We start from the raw sequence: 18,199 nt of genomic DNA, 5'->3' as shown, positions 1-18,199 counted from the left end.
CTCCTTATGTAAGAAAACAGGACCGTATCGATTCGTTTCGGGTACAATAACGTTGAAAGGAGTCGGTATTAATGCAACGAAAATGGAAAATTGGATTAGCCTCACTATTCACAGGATACTATGCGGTCAGCTACTATGCCTTCAAACGGATGACGAGAGGCAAGCGCAAGACACCAGAGATGTTACTCGCTCCATATACGGAAGAGGACCGCGCATTTTATCACGACGTTCCATTTGAACACGTCTCGATTCAGTCCAAAGACGATTATCGACTCTATGGACGAATCTATCGGAACGATTCCTCGACGAAATGGATTGTCTTTGTGCATGGATACACCGCTTCACATAGTTTCATGGCTCCTCACCTCGCCATGTTCCATCGTCTCGGTTACAACCTGCTCGCCGTTGACTTACGATCACATGGTGAATCCGAAGGAATATATGCCTCATACGGCTATCATGAAAAATACGATATGATTGACTGGGTCGACTGGTTGAAAACAAATGAACAAGTCGAGCAAGTCGGTCTTCACGGTGTCTCGATGGGAGCAGCGACCGTCTTACAGACGACACCGCTCACTGACGTCGATTTCGTCATCGCAGAATGTCCGTTTGATGACATGAGGCAGTTGATGCGGTATCAGTTAAAGGAATTGCATCGTATCCCGGCAGAGTTCATTCTTCCTGGAATCGATTATTTTCTGTGGTCCCGTGCCGGCTTCACGATGAAACAAGTTCAACCTAAAAAGGCCGTCACCGAAACGACGACCCCGATTTTATTTGTGCACGGCTCAAAAGATGATTTTGTCCCGACCTGGATGTCGGTCGAGATGAATGCCCTCAATCGTCACAATGACCTGACATTGATCGACGGGGCAGAACATACGAATTGTATAATCAAGGATGCCCCCGCCTATGAAGAGGCAGTCAATCGCTTTTTGCATCGACATGAATTGGACCAGCAATCAAATCAAGCAGTATATGCAAAACCATGACCGGCCACAGGACGCCCATCCCTAAGTATAAGATGCCAAGTCCGAAGCCGACGGTTCCTGTCGTAAGGACACCTTTTACCCCCTGATAACCATGAGCGATGCCGAATAAGGCACCACCAATTAAGGCGAGTGTCATATTCGGTACCTCTATATAGAGGGAAATCGTGTACAGGAGGACTCCTCTGAAGATGAACTCCTCTGTCACTCCCGCAGTGATCGAAACGGCGCTCCATGCCTGTTCTTCAGTCTTCGTACGTGGTAGAAGTAATTTCTCTAAATCCAGTTCATAGTAAGGACGTAAAGCATTCCTGAGTCGAGATGAAATTTTTACAAACAAATAGAAGACGAATATCAAAGTAACAAGGACACATGATATTAAAAAGATTTGCCACGCTTCTTCATCTCCCGGTTCTGGAATAAATCTTAAACCAATTTCAGATAGCGGTACTTGAAATAAAAATACGAGAGCGACAATCAACAAGGTCAATCCCCATGCCGATTTCACGGTCTGTTCGTACACCCATGCCCGTCCTCTCGTTTCAATCAACGGACGAATCAATTTGGCATTGAAGATTTGAACAATCAGCATGTAGCCGATGATTGCTGTAAAAATCAAACGTTCGAGCATTCATATCCACTCCTGTCCTTCCTGTTAGCTATATGCTACACTATTCGGGTATTGTCTAAAAGCTAGGAGGCGGTATCTTGAAACGTATGATGCTGCGACTGACCGGTTTCATCATTGTGCTCGTGCTTTTGCTCGGGGCAGTCGGCTGGCTCGGTCAACATGATAAAGTGAACAATGGATTGTATCGAACCTATTATGGAGAGAACGGCGTCCCGAACACGCATCTCGCTGTGTATCAAGACGCAGCCGAAACGTATGACGTGGACTGGCGTCTACTTGCCGCCGTTCACCGTGTAGAGACGATCTTCTCCCACAGTTCTTCGATGCGCTCGTCTGTCGGCGCGATTGGACCGTTTCAATTCATGCCTCGCACATGGCTCGGTTGGGAATATGACACCGATGACCAAAAAGGCGATGTTCCGGAAGACGAAGTGGACTTGACGAACCTTGCCTTGATTGAACAGTATGGGGGTCTCGGTCGTGACGGGAACGGTGATGGAAAAGCAGACCCACACAGTCTAGTTGATTCTGCGCACACGGCGGCGTATTATTTAAGTGAACACGGTGGAAAAAAGACAGATTCGGTGGCATCCGTCCGAAACGCCATCTTCGAATATAATCGAAGTGAGCAGTATGTCAACGATGTCATGACGTATTTTGAAAACTATGAGTCAAGCGTGACGTTCATGCCTGATGAGCGTGATACGTTCAGTCAACAAGTCGCTTATTACACGATTCGATATGTCGAGTGGTTCAAAGCGCTCGGCTGATGCTTACATGAAAAAGTGAGGAATGGAAATGAACACGCATGTAGAAGAAGTTACCATCCGCGTAAAATCAATCTTCAACGAAGATAAAACGAAACGCTATATGCGAACGTATGAGTTCACCGATGTGGAGGATGGCGTCATCTGTGCCGTCATCATTTACTCGCCGCGGATGAGCGATGCCTTTTTGTCCGGCACGACGACACAGCGTGCTTATATGTTGATGCAAAATCATTTGTCACAACCGATTCGAGAAATGCGTGTCATCAGTCTCGTCCCGACACTCGCCATCAATGACAACCTCCCTTACGTGGAATCTCAACTTGATGAGACGAACTACCATTACGTCGAAGAGACGTTACAAGAGGTAGATGCGAGCAGCGGGATGATCATCGTCGGCTGGGGATCGCCGGGTCGATTGATGCACCACGCGACATCTTATAAATCACTGTTTGCCGATTATGAGGCGAATATGTATTGCATCGGTACGACAGCAAAAGGCGAACCACAACAAATCCGAATGGCAAATGAGAATACGGTCCTCGAGGCGTTCAACAATGAATCAGTAAAACCGAAGTTCCGTATCGTGAAAGAAACGAAGAAAGACGACTCCGAGTGAGTCGTCTTTTTATATCCCTATCCAAATTGAAAGACCGAACAGTGTGAAGAACACACCTGACCACATGTAATCGGACGGTTTGACGTCAATCCGCTCATAGACGGTCCGTTTCCCACTCGTGAATCCTCTCGCCTCCATCGAGAAGGCGACACGTTCCGCCCGTCGGATCGAGCCTGCTAATAGCGGGAGAAGTAGTTTCGGCACATGCCGAACGCGTTCCCATTTTGTATCAAGAGGAACGCCACGAAGACGATGTGCGTATTGAAGCTGATACATTTCCTGTTGCATTAACGGTAGGAAACGGAATCCAACGAGTGCACTATAGGCAATCGTCGGCGACAGCTTCGCCTGTTGCATCAGACTCATGACGAATCGTTTCGAATCGGTCGTCAACATAAAGAGAAGCGACAACACGGTGAACGCCAAAACACGTAGACTAAGAGAGATGGCGACGCGCGTCTCTTCTTTCGAAATGTCCTGACCGAGAAGGGTCACCCACGTTTCTCCCCCGAGCTCTTTCCCAAACACGAGCGTCGTCCAAAATGTTCCGAGCGCCGTGATGAGAAACGGGATCAAGAACAGGCCCCACCTTTTCCATGACACGTCCGTCGCCAAGGTTTGGATCATTAACGTACCGACGATGATGACGAGTGGGGTCCACGGGTTATAAAACAAGGCCAGTCCGAACATCATAATCGTGAACGTCATAAACTTGAACGTCGGATTCATATCATGGAGTGACATCGTTGCCTCCCTCCCACTAACCGATAATGATGAAGTCTCTCCGTGTCCTGCCAAAGTTCATCTCCGAACGGTCCTGAGAGTACCCCATCCTTCATCAGATAGAACGTATTGGCGATGTTGGCGAACGACAAGTCATGAGTCACGAACAGGATCGTCTGTCCCTTTTTCGCATGTCGCTTCATTAATATCTCGAGTGCATGGAGTGACGGCTCGTCCTGTCCTGCCGTCGGTTCATCAAAGGCAAGCAACTGTTTGTTTGAGAGTAACTGGATCCCGACGGCGAGTCGTCGCTTCTGCCCATGACTGAGCGAAAGTGGATGGAGAGATCGTTTATTCTCGAGTGATAGATCCTCCAACACGATATCAATCGATTCCTCATGGCCAAACTGCAGTTCTTGCTCGACCGAATTCATGAAAAATAAGTGTTCCGGAGATTGAGGGACGAGTCCGACACGGCGATTACATTCCGTCAAACTTCGTAAAAACGTCGATTTTCCGCTCCCATTCGGACCCAATATGGCGATCACTTCCCCAATGCGAGCTTGAAGTGTCACACTTTTTAATTGGAATGTGTCACGCACCACCTCGTCGACCTCATAGTGCTCGACTTCTTGTTGTGGTGTTGACGACGGTGTGAATGTAAAATCATCGACCGATCGAAACGGTTCGTTACGTACAATCCGTCCTTCTTCAAGTTCGATCTGCCAATCAAAAAAGTCTCCCCACATATGCGTCCGATGTTCGACAACGATGACGTTCACGTCATCCATTTGATCGAGCCATTCGACGAATCGATACGCGGTCACCGGGTCAAGGTGCGTCAACGGCTCATCGAGAAGCAACCATTCCGGTTGTCCAACCATGGCGCAGGCGACGGCAATCCGCTGTTTCTCCCCGCCTGACAAGGAATCGATGAGTCGATTTCGATAATCGGTCAGTTGGAGTGACTCGAGAATCTCTGTCACGCGCTGATCGATTACCTCGACTTGTGTCTCCAAATTTTCGAGTGTGAAGATGAGTTCCTCTTCCACCCGTTCCATCACGAACTGTGTGTCCGGGTCTTGGAACACGGTCCCGACCCGCTGATTGATCTCGCCCGGTGCATAGTCGTCGTATGATCGTCCGAACAGTTCGAGCCTGCCTTCAAGGATCCCATCACAATTCTCTGGATAGAGACGGTTGAATAGCGCAAGAAGCGTCGATTTCCCACTTCCGCTCGCTCCGCTCAATACGGTACGTCCAGGTCGTATGGAAAGTGTCACCTCTTTTAAAATGGTGTCCTGACTTTCTGGAAACCGGAATGAAAGCGATTCTGTCTCAACCATGGACGTTCCCACTCCGAGCGATTGCATAGCCGCGAAGTGACCCTGTCTTCAATAACAAATCACTGAGCAACTTCCCACCGATTCCTGCGATGACCATGCCACTGACCGCACGGAGCCCGAACATCGTCGCTACATATCCCGGTTCAAGCATCGCAAATCCGCTCATGAAGTAGGTGTACACGAAACTCGTGACGGCCGAGCCAAATCCAGCAAGCATGAGAACCCATAGCTCATATCGACGATAACCCGTCATTGCAAAGACGGCTTCAGCACCAAGACCTTGAACGATGCCGACCAGGATGATGCGCGGTCCGATCGCATTCCCAATCAACATTTCAATCGTCGCAGCCATCACTTCCGAGATGAAGGCAGCACCCGGTTTTCGAATGATATACGCCGAGATGATTGACACGATGAACCAGATACCGAAGATCCACTCATAGGCGATTGGTCCAATCAATCCTGCCCACAAGTTCCCGATATGGACGAACAATAAATAGACGACGGCAAAGACGACAGACAATACGGAGACGAGGACGACCTCTTTCAATTTCCACGACTTAAGCATGTTGACCTCCATGTGACGGACTGTTCACGCTGAACGTCACCGTCATGACGACATGTCGATTCTTGTCGCGCGTCCGGTTGAACGTCGCCTCATAATATGAGAACACATCATCCAAATTCCCATGGATGCCTGACGCATAATGCATGGAGTCATTATACACACCAGCCTGTTTCGCTTGTTCGATTTCATCATAGATGAGATCCATATAGTTATCTGCACCCATCGGATAAAGCGCGAACTGTGAAGAGACATACTGTTCTCTTGACATTCCATTCAATGGTTGTGGCGGTGCATCGAGCGCCTCATCCTCAGCCGAATCTCCCGGACATCCGACGGAGAAGGTTCCGCTCATCGAGACATGGCGTCCTTCTTCAGAAGCCAGACTCAAGACTGTCCGTGCGACGTCGAACACGTGCTCGACGCGCCCTCGGATCACGGTCGATACGTCATCCGTATGTCGCCACACACCTGTCATATTTGTTCTTTTCAATGCCCCTTTAATCGTCCCGACAAAGTCATCTGTCATCGGGCTAAGCGTGAAGCGAAATCCGACAATCGGACTCGTGCCACATGATTCATTCATCTTGTTTCCCCCTCTATATGTGTTTGCATAGAAAAAGCCGCATTCATGAGAATGCAGCAACAAAATCTATACAAACTTGCATAGAGAAAGTGCCGCACTTCCTCACGCCAGTATTACCTGGATCGAGTTATAAGGGATTGGAGCCATGCTCACATCTCAGCCGAAGCACCCCTAGTGCAGTCATTGATATGCGGTTACTTATGCAGTCACAGTATAGCGATGTTTCGTCACTTTGTAAACGGTCAATCTGAATAAGTGACGAGTTGGCCATTACCAGGAAGTGGGTCATGGAAGGCATTCCACGGCTCCACTATCTCCTCATCCATCAACAAGCAAGTATCAAGTGACCGCTCGACCGTCTCCCGGTCCATCCGTTGACCGATGAGGACCAATTCGTTTTGTCGATCTCCGTACGGCTCGATGTAGTCCTCGCGTAGTTCAGGTTCTGAGGCAAACATCGCCTCTCGTTCATTCTCCGGAAGTGTCGCTAGCCAACGGCCCGCGTGTTAGAGCGTTGACGCGTATCCGGCTTGAGAGAAGAGACAGGCTAGGTCGTTCCGTGACGCAATCCATAAGAACCCTTTGGCGCGAACGATTTCTTCTGGATAATGCTCCATCCAATTCATCAAACGCTCAGGATGGAACGGTCGACGACGACGGTAAACGAACGAACTAATCCCATACTCTTCCGTTGCCGGCGTATGTTCTTCTGCCTCGAGCTCTTGAATCCATCCCGCCGCATACATCGCCTGATCGAAATCGAACAACCGGACGTCAAGTAGATCGTCTAACGCCACGTCCGAGTAGGTCGAAGTCAACAATCGTGCGCTCGGGTTGAGCGTCTTGAGCAGACCTTCCATCTCCTGCAGTTCCGCTTCAGACACCCGGTCCATCTTGTTCAAGACGATGATATCCGCAAACTCGACTTGGTCGACAAGTAGGTCCACAACTTCACGGACATCTCTTGTATCGACGGCTTGTTGACGTTCCATGAGCGATTCACCAGAATTGAAATCTTTGAAGAAACGGTACGCATCGACGACAGTGACCATCGCATCGATATAGACACGGCTCGTCAAATCGATCCCAAGGGCGTCGTCGGCATACGTGAACGTCTGTGCGACGGGAATTGGCTCGGAAATCCCTGATGACTCGATGATAATCCCATCGAGGTCACGATCCTTTGTCAGCTCATCGACAGCCGTGAGCAAATCTTCACGTAACGTACAGCAAATGCACCCGTTCGAGAGCTCGACTAACTTTTCATCGGTACGGGAGAATCCGCCCTGTTCAATCAACTTCTCATCGATGTTCAACTCACTCATATCGTTTACGATGACCGCATATTTTTTGTGATCACGGTTATGTAAAATGTGGTTGAGCAGTGTCGTCTTCCCGCTACCAAGATAACCTGAGAGTACCGTAATTGGAATTCGTTTCATGATGGACCTCCGTTAAATAGTAATCATTACTCTTTGTATAATGTAACGGTTCCACCCTTTTGTCAATAAAAAAACACGCCTCATCGACGTATTTTCATGAACATTCAATTATTCTTCCAACGCTTTCCGTTCTGCTTCTGAACGCGGATAGGCGTTTGCTTGCCACTCGGCTCGATAAATGGAGTCGAGCTGCGTCAATCCGACTTCATCCTCGTCCTTGTCCGAATCGACACTCGGGACCTCGTCCCACTTCGGATCGAGATAAGAATGATCCTCTTCCCGCGCTCGACTTTCTTGTAATTTTTGAATTCCCACCTTGACCGCTGCCGCAACTGCCAATCCAATACCTGCTCGCACTAACAGTCGTTTCACCATCGTATGTCCTCCTCAACGCCCAAAGCGATAAAGCGGCATCCCTTTCACATCTGTCTCGATAATAAATACCGATCCAGCGTCCGGATGTTCGGTTAACGCCTCCTCGTCCATCCCTTCACGTGCTGTTGTGATGGCTAATCGATTGAGACCATCCCCGATGAAGGCGCATGATGTGACATTCGGGGCAGGGACGTGAACTTCTAACACTTTTTCACCGGTCGATGGATCCCAGCGAGATACTTTACTTCCTGCATAATGTGCGATCCATAAAAAACCTTCCGTATCCGATGTCATGCCATCCGGGAAGCCGTCCTCTTCCGAAAAGTCGATGACGACCTTTCCGTTCGACAATGTGCCGGTCTTCATGTCAAAATCATATTGTCGAATTTTTTCGGTCGGTGTATCAATATGATAAAAAACGGAATGGTCAGGAGACCACGTCAACCCGTTTGAAAGTGTCAACTCATCCATAAGTGTTGTCGTCGTTCCATCGCGGTCCACCCGATAGAGAGATGCCTGATTCTCTTTATCGTCCAAGTGGAGCGTCCCGGCAAAAATACGACCGTACGGATCGGCTTTCCCATCATTAAAACGTAATCGACCTTCAGGGTCATCCAATTCGACAATTTTAATTAACTCCCGGTTGATTTCATCCCATTCATAAATCCCGTCTTTAAGACCAAGGACGACACCATCCGTCACTTTTGGAATGACGAAACCGACCTGTTTTCCGACTTCGAAAGAAGAAATCTCGTCTTCTCGCTCGTCATACCACCATAACGTATGACCTTCGATATCCACCCAATAGAAACGCTTCAACTCAGCATCCCAACAAGGACCTTCACCAAGCGTATTTCGTACCCGAATCCACAACGACGCATCTATTCTTTCCATTACTTAGCCTCCACTCTATCCATTAGTTCAGAAATCTATTCCCTTCTCCCATCTGGACTATGCATGAATTCGAAAAATCGTAGAGGATTTCCACCCTAGTCACATCATTTTGATATATTTATGGAAAGGTGAGAGGAGTGGATCATTTGTCTAAATGGAACGAACGTTATAATACCGATGAATATGTGTACGGAACGGAACCAAATCAATTTTTACTCGACTTCATCACAACACATCGGCTTGAAGGAAAACATGTGTTAGCCATCGCTGAAGGAGAAGGTCGAAACGCAGTATGGCTCGCCACACTCGGACTCGACGTCGAGATGTGGGACGCTTCGAAAGTAGGGCTCGAGAAAGCGAAGCGATTAGCGGCTTCGCGAAACGTCTCCCTTCAGACGAAACAGATCGATTTGAATGAAGCGGACTGGTCGCAAGATGCGTATGACGTAGTCGTCTGTATCTTCGGCCACTTTCCTCCGCATGTCAGAGAAAAAGTGTTCGCCGGTATTCGACAAATGCTTCGACCTGGTGGCCTATTCATAACAGAAGTTTACTCTACAACCCAACTCGCTTACGGGACAGGCGGACCAAAAGACGCCTCACTTCTGTACACCGAAGAGATGTTTCACCAACTCGAAGACGATTTCATCCCTCTCGTTTTAAACGAGAACGTCGTATGGCGAGAAGAAGGCACGCTCCATCACGGTGAATCCGCTGTGATTCAATATATCGGACAAAAACGATAAGCAAATGGCCTCCCCGAGGTTCGGAGAGGCCATTTTTCATTTCGCGCCTTCGACGTTCATATGCTTACTGCGGAGTTGTCCACATGCCGCATCGATGTCTGTCCCGTGCTCGAGACGGACACCTGTGTTGACGCCACGTTTTTTCAAGATGTCGTAGAACGCCATGATGTCCTCAGGCGTGCTTCGCTCATATTGGATGTGCTCATTGACCGGGTTGTATGGAATCAAGTTGATGTATGACTTGTCTTTGATGTCTTCAATCAAATCGGCGAGTTCTTCCGCATGTTCCGGTAAATCGTTCACTTTCGAGAGTAGGATATACTCGAAAGTGATTCGTTTGTTCGTCTTCTCGACGTAGTAACGAATCGATGGCATGAGTTGATCAAGCGGGAACGCCCGGTTGATTTTCATGATGCGTGTCCGAAGCTCATCATTCGGCGCATGAAGCGAGAGCGCCAAGTTGATGCGTAAGTCAAGGTCTGCGAACTTGTAGATCTTGTCCGCAAGCCCACTCGTCGACACGTTGATCTTACGCGGAGCGATCGCAAGACCACGCTCATCTTTGACGACACGCAAGAAGTCGACCAAGTTGTCGAAGTTATCGAACGGTTCGCCGATTCCCATGACGACGATATGGCTGACGCGATCACCATCTCCTTCTTCATCGAGGAAGTGTTGGACGGTCATGATTTGCTCGACGACCTCACCAGCCGTCAAGTCCCGTGTCTTCTTCAACAATCCGCTCGCGCAGAAGCTACAGCCGATGTTGCAACCTACCTGAGTCGTCACACAGACCGAACGTCCGTATTTGTGACGCATGAGCACCGTCTCAATGTAATGCCCATCATGTAATTTAAGTAAGAATTTGACCGTTCCGTCGCCCGCTTCCTGTTTGACGAACAGGTCTTGAGTCGAGATGACGTATTTCTCTGTTAAGTACTCGCGCACCTCGTCTCGTACGTTGAGGTCGTCCATCGATTTGACCCGATCGATGTAGAGCGAATCCCAAACTTGACGTGCGTGGAAGGCACCGTATCCCGCTTCCGTACACTCATTTGTGAGTTGATCGAACGTCAACCCGTATATAGATGATTTCATTGTAATCTGTCCTTTCTCTAATCCGCATACGTATCATTGTAGCGGACGTGAGAGACGGGTGCAACTTACGAATAATCTGGAGGTGTCGGTCGTGTGATGAACTGTTCGAACGCATAAGCGACCCGAATCAAATCACGCTCCGCATAGCTCGTCCCCGTGAACGAGAGGCCGAATGGGGCACCGCTCTCTTTCAGTTGATAAGGGATTGTAATCGTCGGATGCCCTGCTTTCGCAGCCATGTCGTAGTTCATGTCATGTGGGAGGACGATTGCATCCAGTTTATGAGTTTGAAGCAATGCGTCAATCCCTTCTGTTTTCGAAAGACGGACGTCCTCGATGCGACGGTCGAGATAGCTCGATTCAATCAGTTTTCCAGATCGGGCGTTCGCCTCTTCAAAGAGGCTCTGACCGTGCGGAATCGATTCAGGATGTTCCGCGTTCCACTCGATTAAATCAGAAAGCGTCTTAAATGGCACTGTCGTGTTCGCGAGATACGCCTCGACCCCGAGCTTGAATTCGTCGAACAGGATGTCCGCCTGCTCTAGCGCCGTATGCTTCGGCAGTGTGACCTCGACGAGTTCGATTTCTGCTTGCCGTAACAATCGGATTGCCTGTTCATATAATCCGACTTCTTCGTCTGAAATGTCTGGTTTGACGAACCCGACGCGCATCCCGACCGCCTGCCTCACGTCGAGACATGTCACGTAAGGGGGGCCGACCGGTGTCTCAAGAGTCGCCGGATCCGATTCATCCTCACCACACATCGATTGTAAGGCGATGACCGCATCACGAAGCGTACGCGCCATCGGTCCTGCCGTATCTTGAGAACGTGAGATCGGAATGATTCCGGAGCGGCTGATCAATCCGACGGTCGGCTTGATCCCGACGATGCTGTTATGGACACTCGGATGGACGATTGAACCGCTCGTCTCAGATCCGACTGCTAGAAGCGTGAGGTTTGCCGCGACAGCAGAAGCCGACCCTGAGCTTGATCCCCCGACATCCAACCCGTCGCCATATGGGTTCATCGTCTGTCCACCGACGGCACTCCAACCGTTCGGCATATCTTCCGTTAAAAAGTTCGCCCACTCGGACAGGTTCGCCTTCCCGAGGATGATGGCCCCGTCAGCCCGCAAGCGTTTGACGAGCTCGGCATCTCGACCGGCGAAATGATGTCGCATTGCGGCAGCACCTGCAGTCGTTCGCATCAGACCGTTCGTCTCGATATTGTCTTTGATTAAGAGGGGAATGCCGAGTAGCGGTTTGCGTACCCCTTTTCGGTAGGCTCGGTCTGCCGCCTCTGCCTCGAACAGGGCGTCTGGATTGACTTGAATGACGGCGTGAAGCCGTTCATTATATGTCGCAATCCGTCCTAAATAATAGGCGGTCACGTCTCTCGCCGTGAATTGTCCTTCTTTATACCCACGATGCGCACGTTCAATCGTCAGTTCATGTAATTGGATTTGTTCCATCATACATTCCTCCTTTATCTCTCCCCTTTTATTCGTGCTCTATGTCTGATTTCCTTTTCGTATCGCCAAGTCGATGTGTTCTTGTTACACTTAAGAAAAAACAGGAGGTTCCTATGACACGATCCTACATATTCGTGTTGCTAGCTGTGTTCGGTCTATTTTTCTTACAACTATACGGTGAAAATGTGCCTTATGGTACACCCATTTCCATCGCTTTAATTGGATTCATCATCGTCTTGACTGTTTTTCAGTTGAAACGAAAACCGAATCATTGACGAATGTATTTTGAGGATGATATGATGCTCTCACCAACTACATATCGATATCAAGAGTGAACGAGAGATCTGGCTCCGCGACTTCACAGCAACCTGCCTTAGGCAAGGTGCTACGACCAGCAAGGGAAACCTTGAACGATATGACGAAAGCGCTCATGTCATCCGACGTGAGCGCTTTTTTGTTGAATGACGATTTGGAGGGAACGACAGAATGAAAAAAGCAACATTCGCAGGCGGCTGTTTTTGGTGCATGGTGACACCATTTGAGGAATTACCAGGGATTGAAGGCATCGTATCCGGCTATATGGGTGGACAAGTCGACAATCCGACATATGAACAAGTCAAAACAGGAACGACTGGTCATTTAGAAGTCGTTCAAATCACATATGATACAGCATTATTCTCGTATGAACGTCTCCTTGAACTGTATTGGATTCAGACCGATCCGACCGATGACGGTGGTCAATTCCAAGACCGGGGACCTCAGTATGCCCCAGCCATCTTCTACCATACGGAAGAACAACGAGTCGCTGCTGAGATGAGTCGCGATGTGTTGGCGGCGAGCGGGCGCTTCACGGCCCCGATCGTCACGAAAATAATTCCAGCGACGACGTTCTTTGCTGCAGAAGACTACCATCAGGACTATCATAAAAAAAATCCGAAGCATTATAAGGAGGACCGGGCCATCTCGGGACGCGACGAGTTCATCGAGGAGAAGTGGACCGAGACAGTATGATATTCAACGGACGCGAATTGAATGATTCGCGTCTTTTTATAAGCTCATGAATCGGGAAAAGAGACGTCCGAGTCACCGGAAGCACAACCGAGTCCAACCGAAGTAGCGGGTGTGTTCATGGACGGGGAAAAAAATTATGAGACGACCGGGACGATTCGCTCGGTCGAGGCAGAAGACGGGACATATCTCCGATTTGAAGAGTTCGAGACGACGAACGGTCCAGACTTATTCGTCTATTTGACAAAACCAGGGCAAGAGACGACCGAAGGCGTCAGTTTAGGGGCGCTAAAAGGGAATATCGGGAATCAAAACTATTTGGTCCCTGCGGATGTGAATCTAGAGGAGTACAACACAGTTGTCATCTGGTGCCGTGCGTTCAGCGCGACGTTCGGGACGGGAGAACTGACTATAGCAAATGAATGAATTGACTGCAGGGCGGCTGAATGAATCGGCCACCCTCTTTTCATTTGAAATCGGCTAAAAAATAAAGACCAATCATCCAACATCAATTGTGTATATGCTATCATATATGTAAATAAGTGTAATTTCAATGAGGAGGGTCGATCATGGAGCAGACATTGCCACAACTATACAAACACTACTTTTGGAAACGTTTCTTTCTATTTTTCATTCCATTGATGGTGGTCGGCATACTATCCGAACCGATGATTATTCAGAATCCATTCGAAGAGCTCGAAGACTATGGAGCATTTGTGTTTTTCTTGGCAATTTATATCCTTGTACTCGGTGGATGGGCGGCATTTATGTCGTCGATGATGTGGCGGATCAAACAATACAAATGAAAAAAGTAATCGATATGGTAAAGTGCGGAACTTAGTATAAGGCTGAACGAATCACTGCTTGTTCAACCGTTGAGAAGACGGGGTAGCCTGACGAGATTTCAATCAATAGGTCGGATCATACGGGGATCCCCCACCTTAAAGCAAAGCTTAGGCGGGGGGCGTTCAAATAATAGTTTACCTACTCCCTCAACTGCTCTTTTTCAAGATATACATATGGTAGCGCGCATTGAATTCCGGATAGTCTGTATAGCTATCAGCAAGTATTTCCCAATCGATTTCCAACTCATCGAGCACGCGCTTCAAGTATGTTTCCCTTTTTTGGCACTGTTGCATAAAAATGGCCAACACCTCACCGTTCTTCAGCTCCGCAGCAATACGTTGGAGCAGTTTTGTTTCGTCCTCAATCTCCCTTTTATAAAAATGTAGCATTGAATCTAACAGGACAATATCGTATTCCTCATCTATCGGATAAGTGTAAACATCTCCTATTTTTCCGGTCACTCTCAACTGCTCGTCACGGGCGACTTGATTCATTTGTTCGAGCCCGACAGTGGAGATATCGACGCCTGTCACCGTGTACCTTAACCTTCCTAAAAATAAAGAGTCTCTTCCTTGTCCGCATCCTAAATCTAAGACATGCCCTTTCGGTTCATACGCCTTAAAGAACGCCATGAGTTCAGGGTATGGATTCCCGAAATAATGTTGTTCTTGATAATGTGTATCGTAGATTCGTTCCGTCATGTTACCTCACCTCGTTCCCAATCTTCCATCGCCAGTTCATGGTTAATTTCAGCTGCGACTTCATACCCATCACTCGAAGCCTTTAGCAATCCAGGGAACACATTCTTTGTGTCTCCGATCACATATAGTCCCCTCACGGTCGTTTTCGCTCCTTCTTCAGTTTTGACTCCCCCCATGTCTGTATAATCGATGCCAAAGTGGTCTAGAGAAAACGCCTGATATTCGCCTGTATCCATGATAAACCCAACAGTTCGATGGTACGTCTCCCCTGACGTCATAACGACCTTTTGTAGCTGACCCTCGGTTGAAATAAGTTTATCAATCACCTCTTCTACAAGCTCCACACCGTGCCCTAGTAAATCTTTCCGATCTTCTTCCGAAAGCGTTGCAGCACCGTTTGTAAACACGATTAGATCCTGACTCCAGTTATAAATCAATTTAACGTAGTGAATAAGCCAAGGCTCGTTCCCAAAAATCGTCAAAGGTTCATCTTTTCGCTCCCAACCATCACAATAAGGACACGGAAAAACCGTTGAGCCGTATACGTTCTGTAGTCCTTTGATTGCCGGCAGTTTTTCTTTTATCCCCGCTGCTACAATGACACGCGGGCTGGCAAAGCTATCCCCATTATCGGTCTGAACGGTAAAAATGCCATCTCTTTTTTCCAGTACCGTAACCTTGGTTTCAACATAGGTTACTGTCGGATATGCCTTGATTTCGACTAAACCGATCGACTTGAATAGTTCGGGCTTCACACCGTCCCGTGTCAAATACCCGTGCGATGCATGCGTCACACGGTTCCGTGCGGTATTAGCATCCAATACGAGAACCTTCCGCTTTGATCGTCCAAACACAAGGGCTGAACTTAAGCCAGCAGCTCCGCCCCCTATTACAATCGCTTCATATTGTTCCAACGTGTCCTCTCTCCTTTCTAACAATCGCACTTGCCGTTTTCGCTACATATGTACCTTCAGCAATCCCTATCGGTAGTTCTCTCACCTGATCTCCTAGATTTAAGACGACGAGCGAAGGAAAAAGGACGATTGTCCCGAAAACGTCGGTCGAATCGTCCTTATTTTTGTTCAATCTCGGATGGAACGGAAGATTTTCAATTCCTCTGACTAACTTGTTCCTTCAAACCCGATTTAACTCTTGGCAATCCCAAGCATAAATCCAGCGACGACAATCAAACCGATTCCCATAAATACATAGACGCGTTCTTTTGTCGTCTTCTCTTCTTTCAATAAATAAATACCACCGAGTGTCGCCACGACGACGTTCAATTGGGACAAGGCGAACGAGGTCGCGATCCCGACTTCTCCGCTTGAAACGAAAAGTCCGAAGTTCCCGATCCCCCAGGCAAGACCCGCCAAGATGTTTTTGAACGTACGCGGATCCAGTTTCTTGACGTCTTTCTCACGAAGACTGAAGAAAAGTGCTGTGATGAACATCCCGACGGATTGTGGAAGGATTGCCGTGATTCCCTCTACTTCAAAGTAGTTCGTCAAAACGGCATACGTGACGTAACCGATACTTGAAACGAAGAGGACGAGTAGTCCCTTTTTCAAGGCGCCGGCACTATCTTTGTCTTTTTTCTGTTGATACGAAGTCATCGTCGCCCCGATGATGATCAAGACGAGCGCTGAAAACCCTAACCATAGCTCCGTCGTCGTCTGCCAGTCTCCGAGAACGATGACTCCAAAGAGAGACGTCCCGACGAGCTGCATGCCCGTACTGATTGGCATCGCCTTCGAGACACTTAAGATTTGGAATGATTGAAACTGTAAGTATTGACCGAGCGCCCAAAACGCCCCTGAGATAAACCCGGTCACGATGGCGAGTGTCGTGAACTCCGGTCGGAAGACGAGGGCAATCACTGCCGCCATGATCATCGCCCCGATGGTCGTTCCGATCAATTGCTGAATTGGTTTGCCTCCCACTTTCGACACGATGAGCGGAATACTTCCCCACATGAGTGCGGGTAAGAGTGCCAAGAGAATCATTTCCATAGAGCACACCTGCTTTCTTAATATAACGTCTAACATGAAATTCCCAGGCTTTTAATTTTATAAACCTAAAATGAAAAAGAGAATTGCCATAGCGAATACTAGGATGATATAATGATTTCGAACGGGGCATTAGCTCAGCTGGGAGAGCGCTACGCTGGCAGCGTAGAGGTCAGGGGTTCGAGCCCCCTATGCTCCATTAATTTGTCACATCTCGGATGAGGTGTGACTTTTTTATTGACCTGGTGCGATTCAACCACTTAGTGAACGGGTAATGGTAGATAGACTTTTCATACAAGGGGGACTTCCGATGGAACGCACATCTGTAGAAGAAACATTGACGAGCGTGATCGAATGCTTACGGGCTTGCAACCACTGTTTCTCAAAAAGTTTACAAGAAGAGGATTTACACATGTTCACCGAATGCATCCGACTAACTAGGGAATGTTCTGACATTTGTACGCTAGCTTTAAACGCCTTAGAATCAGACTCCGCATTTTCTAAACCAATTCTCTCTCTATGTGCCCAAATATGCGACACATGTGCCGTCGAATGTGGCCGCCACCTGCATGACCATTGTCAGGCTTGTGCGAAAGCGTGTGAGCGTTGTTCGGAAGCTTGCCGTACACTCGTCGCTGCCTAAACACGACATTCGTCTAACTTTCTGTTAGACTTTTTTTATTGCTTAGAAAGAAGGTGGACCATGCAATATTCAATTTTCGCTCTCGATGTCGAAACCGCGAACCGCGACAGTCGCAGCATCTGTTCTGTCGGATGGAGCATTCTTGAGAATGGAGAAGTCGTCGAAACCGATCAACGACTCGTCAACCCGGAAGAAGAATTCGATATGCGCAACGTCCGCGTTCATGGTATTCGTCCGAGTGACGTCTGGGATGCGCCGGCATTACCGGAAGTACTTTCCTCTCTTTACCCGATTTTACGGGAAGTGGACCTCGTCATCGCACATAACGCCTCATTTGATATGGGTGCCTTGAGAAAGGCGATTGTGAAATATGATTTATTCGATTTCCCTACAATCGAGTACGGCTGCACCGTCAAACTGTCACGCAAACTATATCCCGGGTTACCAAACCATAAGTTGAACACGATGGCCGAGTATTTGAATGTACCATTTCTTCACCATGATGCCGCGGAAGATGCTCGCGTATGCGCCCTACTCATGCGTGATATGATGCAAAAGACAAGTATTACGAATCCGAAAGAGTTACATCGCTATACGTCCGTCAAAACGGGAACGCTCGCATATTAAACCGGTCATGAAATCATGACCGGCAGGCTGTTGACTAACATGAATCATATCGCTCGCCTTTCCGGCGCCCACGCTTTCCGCAGGCAATCCCGGAGCCGCATCGCGACTTGGG

General features: G+C 48.3%; 22 protein-coding genes, 1 tRNA gene, 1 pseudogene and 2 riboswitches. Of the genes and pseudogenes, 11 read left to right on the top strand and 13 right to left on the bottom strand.

Annotation, left to right across the window (positions count from 1 at the left end; genetic code table 11):
* The first annotated feature begins 71 nt into the window (after positions 1–71).
* A complete protein-coding gene (locus tag KNO76_RS06655) occupies positions 72–995 on the top strand; it encodes an alpha/beta hydrolase (protein ID WP_214883885.1) in 924 nt (307 codons plus the stop codon).
* Here KNO76_RS06655 and KNO76_RS06650 read toward each other — a convergent pair.
* Positions 928–1,623: a CPBP family intramembrane glutamic endopeptidase gene (locus tag KNO76_RS06650; protein WP_214883882.1), complete on the bottom strand. Its 696-nt coding sequence runs from the start codon at positions 1,621–1,623 to the stop codon at positions 928–930. The genes KNO76_RS06655 and KNO76_RS06650 overlap by 68 nt on opposite strands.
* Positions 1,624–1,709: 86 nt before the next feature.
* Between KNO76_RS06650 and KNO76_RS06645 the strand changes: the two genes are divergently transcribed.
* Both KNO76_RS06645 and KNO76_RS06640 read left to right on the top strand, forming a co-directional pair.
* Positions 1,710–2,393 carry a lytic transglycosylase domain-containing protein gene (locus KNO76_RS06645; RefSeq protein WP_034771456.1) on the top strand — a complete coding sequence of 228 codons (684 nt, stop codon included), beginning with the start codon at positions 1,710–1,712 and terminating at the stop codon, positions 2,391–2,393.
* A gap of 28 nt (positions 2,394–2,421) precedes the next feature.
* A complete protein-coding gene (locus KNO76_RS06640; protein WP_026825913.1) occupies positions 2,422–3,009 on the top strand; it encodes a DUF1643 domain-containing protein in 588 nt (195 codons plus the stop codon).
* A gap of 9 nt (positions 3,010–3,018) precedes the next feature.
* Here the strand turns inward: KNO76_RS06640 and KNO76_RS06635 are convergent, their stop codons facing one another.
* The 7 genes and pseudogenes from KNO76_RS06635 to KNO76_RS06605 form a co-directional block, all read right to left on the bottom strand.
* Complete coding sequence (locus KNO76_RS06635) at positions 3,019–3,753, bottom strand: energy-coupling factor transporter transmembrane component T family protein (protein WP_214883880.1); 735 nt, start codon at positions 3,751–3,753, stop codon at positions 3,019–3,021.
* The gene (locus KNO76_RS06630; protein WP_214883870.1) at positions 3,735–5,078 is read right to left on the bottom strand and encodes an ABC transporter ATP-binding protein; all 1,344 of its coding nucleotides are present in this window, start codon (positions 5,076–5,078) and stop codon (positions 3,735–3,737) included. Before KNO76_RS06630 ends, KNO76_RS06635 begins: the two co-directional genes overlap by 19 nt.
* Positions 5,071–5,646 (bottom strand): ECF transporter S component, encoded by a 576-nt coding sequence (locus KNO76_RS06625; protein WP_012726387.1) that lies wholly within the window; start codon positions 5,644–5,646, stop codon positions 5,071–5,073. Before KNO76_RS06625 ends, KNO76_RS06630 begins: the two co-directional genes overlap by 8 nt.
* Positions 5,639–6,229: a YkoF family thiamine/hydroxymethylpyrimidine-binding protein gene (locus KNO76_RS06620; protein ID WP_214883867.1), complete on the bottom strand. Its 591-nt coding sequence runs from the start codon at positions 6,227–6,229 to the stop codon at positions 5,639–5,641. The genes KNO76_RS06625 and KNO76_RS06620 overlap by 8 nt, the downstream gene beginning before the upstream one ends.
* 82 nt (positions 6,230–6,311) lie before the next feature.
* Positions 6,312–6,412: riboswitch (TPP riboswitch) on the bottom strand.
* 59 nt (positions 6,413–6,471) lie between these two features.
* Positions 6,472–7,671, bottom strand: a pseudogene (locus tag KNO76_RS06615) (GTP-binding protein).
* Between the two features lie 108 nt (positions 7,672–7,779).
* Entirely contained in the window at positions 7,780–8,046 is a 267-nt protein-coding gene (locus tag KNO76_RS06610; RefSeq protein ID WP_026825910.1) for a hypothetical protein, read from the bottom strand.
* 12 nt (positions 8,047–8,058) lie between these two features.
* On the bottom strand, positions 8,059–8,940 hold the full coding sequence (locus tag KNO76_RS06605; RefSeq protein WP_026825909.1) for an SMP-30/gluconolactonase/LRE family protein: 882 nt from the start codon (positions 8,938–8,940) through the stop codon (positions 8,059–8,061).
* A gap of 146 nt (positions 8,941–9,086) precedes the next feature.
* On the opposite strand from KNO76_RS06605, the gene KNO76_RS06600 reads away from it, so the two are divergent.
* Positions 9,087–9,686, top strand: coding sequence for a class I SAM-dependent methyltransferase (locus KNO76_RS06600; protein ID WP_214883851.1), 600 nt, complete (start codon positions 9,087–9,089; stop codon positions 9,684–9,686).
* A 36-nt stretch (positions 9,687–9,722) separates the two neighbouring features.
* On the opposite strand, the gene rlmN is transcribed toward KNO76_RS06600, so the two are convergent.
* A complete protein-coding gene (gene rlmN, locus KNO76_RS06595) occupies positions 9,723–10,784 on the bottom strand; it encodes a dual-specificity RNA methyltransferase RlmN (protein WP_214883848.1) in 1,062 nt (353 codons plus the stop codon).
* 65 nt (positions 10,785–10,849) lie between these two features.
* The gene (locus KNO76_RS06590) at positions 10,850–12,256 is read right to left on the bottom strand and encodes an amidase family protein (protein ID WP_251127932.1); all 1,407 of its coding nucleotides are present in this window, start codon (positions 12,254–12,256) and stop codon (positions 10,850–10,852) included.
* Positions 12,257–12,369: 113 nt separating this feature from the next.
* On the opposite strand from KNO76_RS06590, the gene KNO76_RS06585 reads away from it, so the two are divergent.
* From KNO76_RS06585 to KNO76_RS06570, 4 genes are all read left to right on the top strand, one after another.
* Positions 12,370–12,531 carry a hypothetical protein gene (locus tag KNO76_RS06585; RefSeq protein ID WP_214883842.1) on the top strand — a complete coding sequence of 54 codons (162 nt, stop codon included), beginning with the start codon at positions 12,370–12,372 and terminating at the stop codon, positions 12,529–12,531.
* A 44-nt stretch (positions 12,532–12,575) separates the two neighbouring features.
* Positions 12,576–12,675: riboswitch (SAM riboswitch) on the top strand.
* Positions 12,676–12,742: 67 nt separating this feature from the next.
* Positions 12,743–13,267, top strand: a complete 525-nt coding sequence (gene msrA, locus KNO76_RS06580; protein ID WP_214883840.1) for a peptide-methionine (S)-S-oxide reductase MsrA — start codon at positions 12,743–12,745, stop codon at positions 13,265–13,267.
* A 117-nt stretch (positions 13,268–13,384) separates the two neighbouring features.
* Positions 13,385–13,690, top strand: coding sequence for a DM13 domain-containing protein (locus KNO76_RS06575; RefSeq protein WP_251127933.1), 306 nt, complete (start codon positions 13,385–13,387; stop codon positions 13,688–13,690).
* 143 nt (positions 13,691–13,833) lie between these two features.
* Entirely contained in the window at positions 13,834–14,070 is a 237-nt protein-coding gene (locus KNO76_RS06570; RefSeq protein ID WP_214883837.1) for a hypothetical protein, read from the top strand.
* Positions 14,071–14,256: 186 nt separating this feature from the next.
* On the opposite strand, the gene KNO76_RS06565 is transcribed toward KNO76_RS06570, so the two are convergent.
* From KNO76_RS06565 to KNO76_RS06555, 3 genes are all read right to left on the bottom strand, one after another.
* The gene (locus KNO76_RS06565; protein WP_214883834.1) at positions 14,257–14,811 is read right to left on the bottom strand and encodes a class I SAM-dependent methyltransferase; all 555 of its coding nucleotides are present in this window, start codon (positions 14,809–14,811) and stop codon (positions 14,257–14,259) included.
* Complete coding sequence (locus KNO76_RS06560; RefSeq protein ID WP_214883831.1) at positions 14,808–15,725, bottom strand: NAD(P)/FAD-dependent oxidoreductase; 918 nt, start codon at positions 15,723–15,725, stop codon at positions 14,808–14,810. The genes KNO76_RS06565 and KNO76_RS06560 overlap by 4 nt, the downstream gene beginning before the upstream one ends.
* 231 nt (positions 15,726–15,956) lie before the next feature.
* On the bottom strand, positions 15,957–16,820 hold the full coding sequence (locus KNO76_RS06555; protein ID WP_214883828.1) for a GRP family sugar transporter: 864 nt from the start codon (positions 16,818–16,820) through the stop codon (positions 15,957–15,959).
* Positions 16,821–16,943: 123 nt separating this feature from the next.
* Here KNO76_RS06555 and KNO76_RS06550 point away from each other — a divergent pair.
* The 3 genes from KNO76_RS06550 (at position 16,944) to KNO76_RS06540 (ending at position 18,087) form a co-directional block, all read left to right on the top strand.
* Positions 16,944–17,016: transfer RNA gene (locus KNO76_RS06550), tRNA-Ala, on the top strand.
* A gap of 111 nt (positions 17,017–17,127) precedes the next feature.
* Entirely contained in the window at positions 17,128–17,460 is a 333-nt protein-coding gene (locus KNO76_RS06545; protein WP_084483592.1) for a four-helix bundle copper-binding protein, read from the top strand.
* A gap of 60 nt (positions 17,461–17,520) precedes the next feature.
* The gene (locus tag KNO76_RS06540; RefSeq protein WP_214883825.1) at positions 17,521–18,087 is read left to right on the top strand and encodes a 3'-5' exonuclease; all 567 of its coding nucleotides are present in this window, start codon (positions 17,521–17,523) and stop codon (positions 18,085–18,087) included.
* Positions 18,088–18,199 lie beyond the last annotated feature (112 nt).

This window comes from Exiguobacterium sp. s101 (assembly GCF_018617835.1).
Classification (GTDB): Bacteria; Bacillota; Bacilli; order Exiguobacteriales; family Exiguobacteriaceae; genus Exiguobacterium; species Exiguobacterium marinum.
This window is presented reverse-complemented; position numbering and strand designations above follow the sequence as displayed.

Coding starts and splice junctions, on each gene's coding strand:
- KNO76_RS06575 (WP_251127933.1), top strand. CDS start 13,385: ATGGACGGGGAAAAAAATTATGAGACGACCGGGACGATTCGCTCGGTC.
- KNO76_RS06635 (WP_214883880.1), bottom strand. CDS start 3,753: ATGTCACTCCATGATATGAATCCGACGTTCAAGTTTATGACGTTCACG.
- KNO76_RS06625 (WP_012726387.1), bottom strand. CDS start 5,646: ATGCTTAAGTCGTGGAAATTGAAAGAGGTCGTCCTCGTCTCCGTATTG.
- KNO76_RS06545 (WP_084483592.1), top strand. CDS start 17,128: ATGGAACGCACATCTGTAGAAGAAACATTGACGAGCGTGATCGAATGC.
- KNO76_RS06605 (WP_026825909.1), bottom strand. CDS start 8,940: ATGGAAAGAATAGATGCGTCGTTGTGGATTCGGGTACGAAATACGCTT.
- KNO76_RS06585 (WP_214883842.1), top strand. CDS start 12,370: ATGACACGATCCTACATATTCGTGTTGCTAGCTGTGTTCGGTCTATTT.
- KNO76_RS06655 (WP_214883885.1), top strand. CDS start 72: ATGCAACGAAAATGGAAAATTGGATTAGCCTCACTATTCACAGGATAC.
- KNO76_RS06555 (WP_214883828.1), bottom strand. CDS start 16,820: ATGGAAATGATTCTCTTGGCACTCTTACCCGCACTCATGTGGGGAAGT.
- KNO76_RS06570 (WP_214883837.1), top strand. CDS start 13,834: ATGGAGCAGACATTGCCACAACTATACAAACACTACTTTTGGAAACGT.
- KNO76_RS06630 (WP_214883870.1), bottom strand. CDS start 5,078: ATGGTTGAGACAGAATCGCTTTCATTCCGGTTTCCAGAAAGTCAGGAC.
- KNO76_RS06640 (WP_026825913.1), top strand. CDS start 2,422: ATGAACACGCATGTAGAAGAAGTTACCATCCGCGTAAAATCAATCTTC.
- msrA (WP_214883840.1), top strand. CDS start 12,743: ATGAAAAAAGCAACATTCGCAGGCGGCTGTTTTTGGTGCATGGTGACA.
- rlmN (WP_214883848.1), bottom strand. CDS start 10,784: ATGAAATCATCTATATACGGGTTGACGTTCGATCAACTCACAAATGAG.
- KNO76_RS06565 (WP_214883834.1), bottom strand. CDS start 14,811: ATGACGGAACGAATCTACGATACACATTATCAAGAACAACATTATTTC.
- KNO76_RS06650 (WP_214883882.1), bottom strand. CDS start 1,623: ATGCTCGAACGTTTGATTTTTACAGCAATCATCGGCTACATGCTGATT.
- KNO76_RS06590 (WP_251127932.1), bottom strand. CDS start 12,256: ATGGAACAAATCCAATTACATGAACTGACGATTGAACGTGCGCATCGT.
- KNO76_RS06620 (WP_214883867.1), bottom strand. CDS start 6,229: ATGAATGAATCATGTGGCACGAGTCCGATTGTCGGATTTCGCTTCACG.
- KNO76_RS06645 (WP_034771456.1), top strand. CDS start 1,710: ATGATGCTGCGACTGACCGGTTTCATCATTGTGCTCGTGCTTTTGCTC.
- KNO76_RS06610 (WP_026825910.1), bottom strand. CDS start 8,046: ATGGTGAAACGACTGTTAGTGCGAGCAGGTATTGGATTGGCAGTTGCG.
- KNO76_RS06540 (WP_214883825.1), top strand. CDS start 17,521: ATGCAATATTCAATTTTCGCTCTCGATGTCGAAACCGCGAACCGCGAC.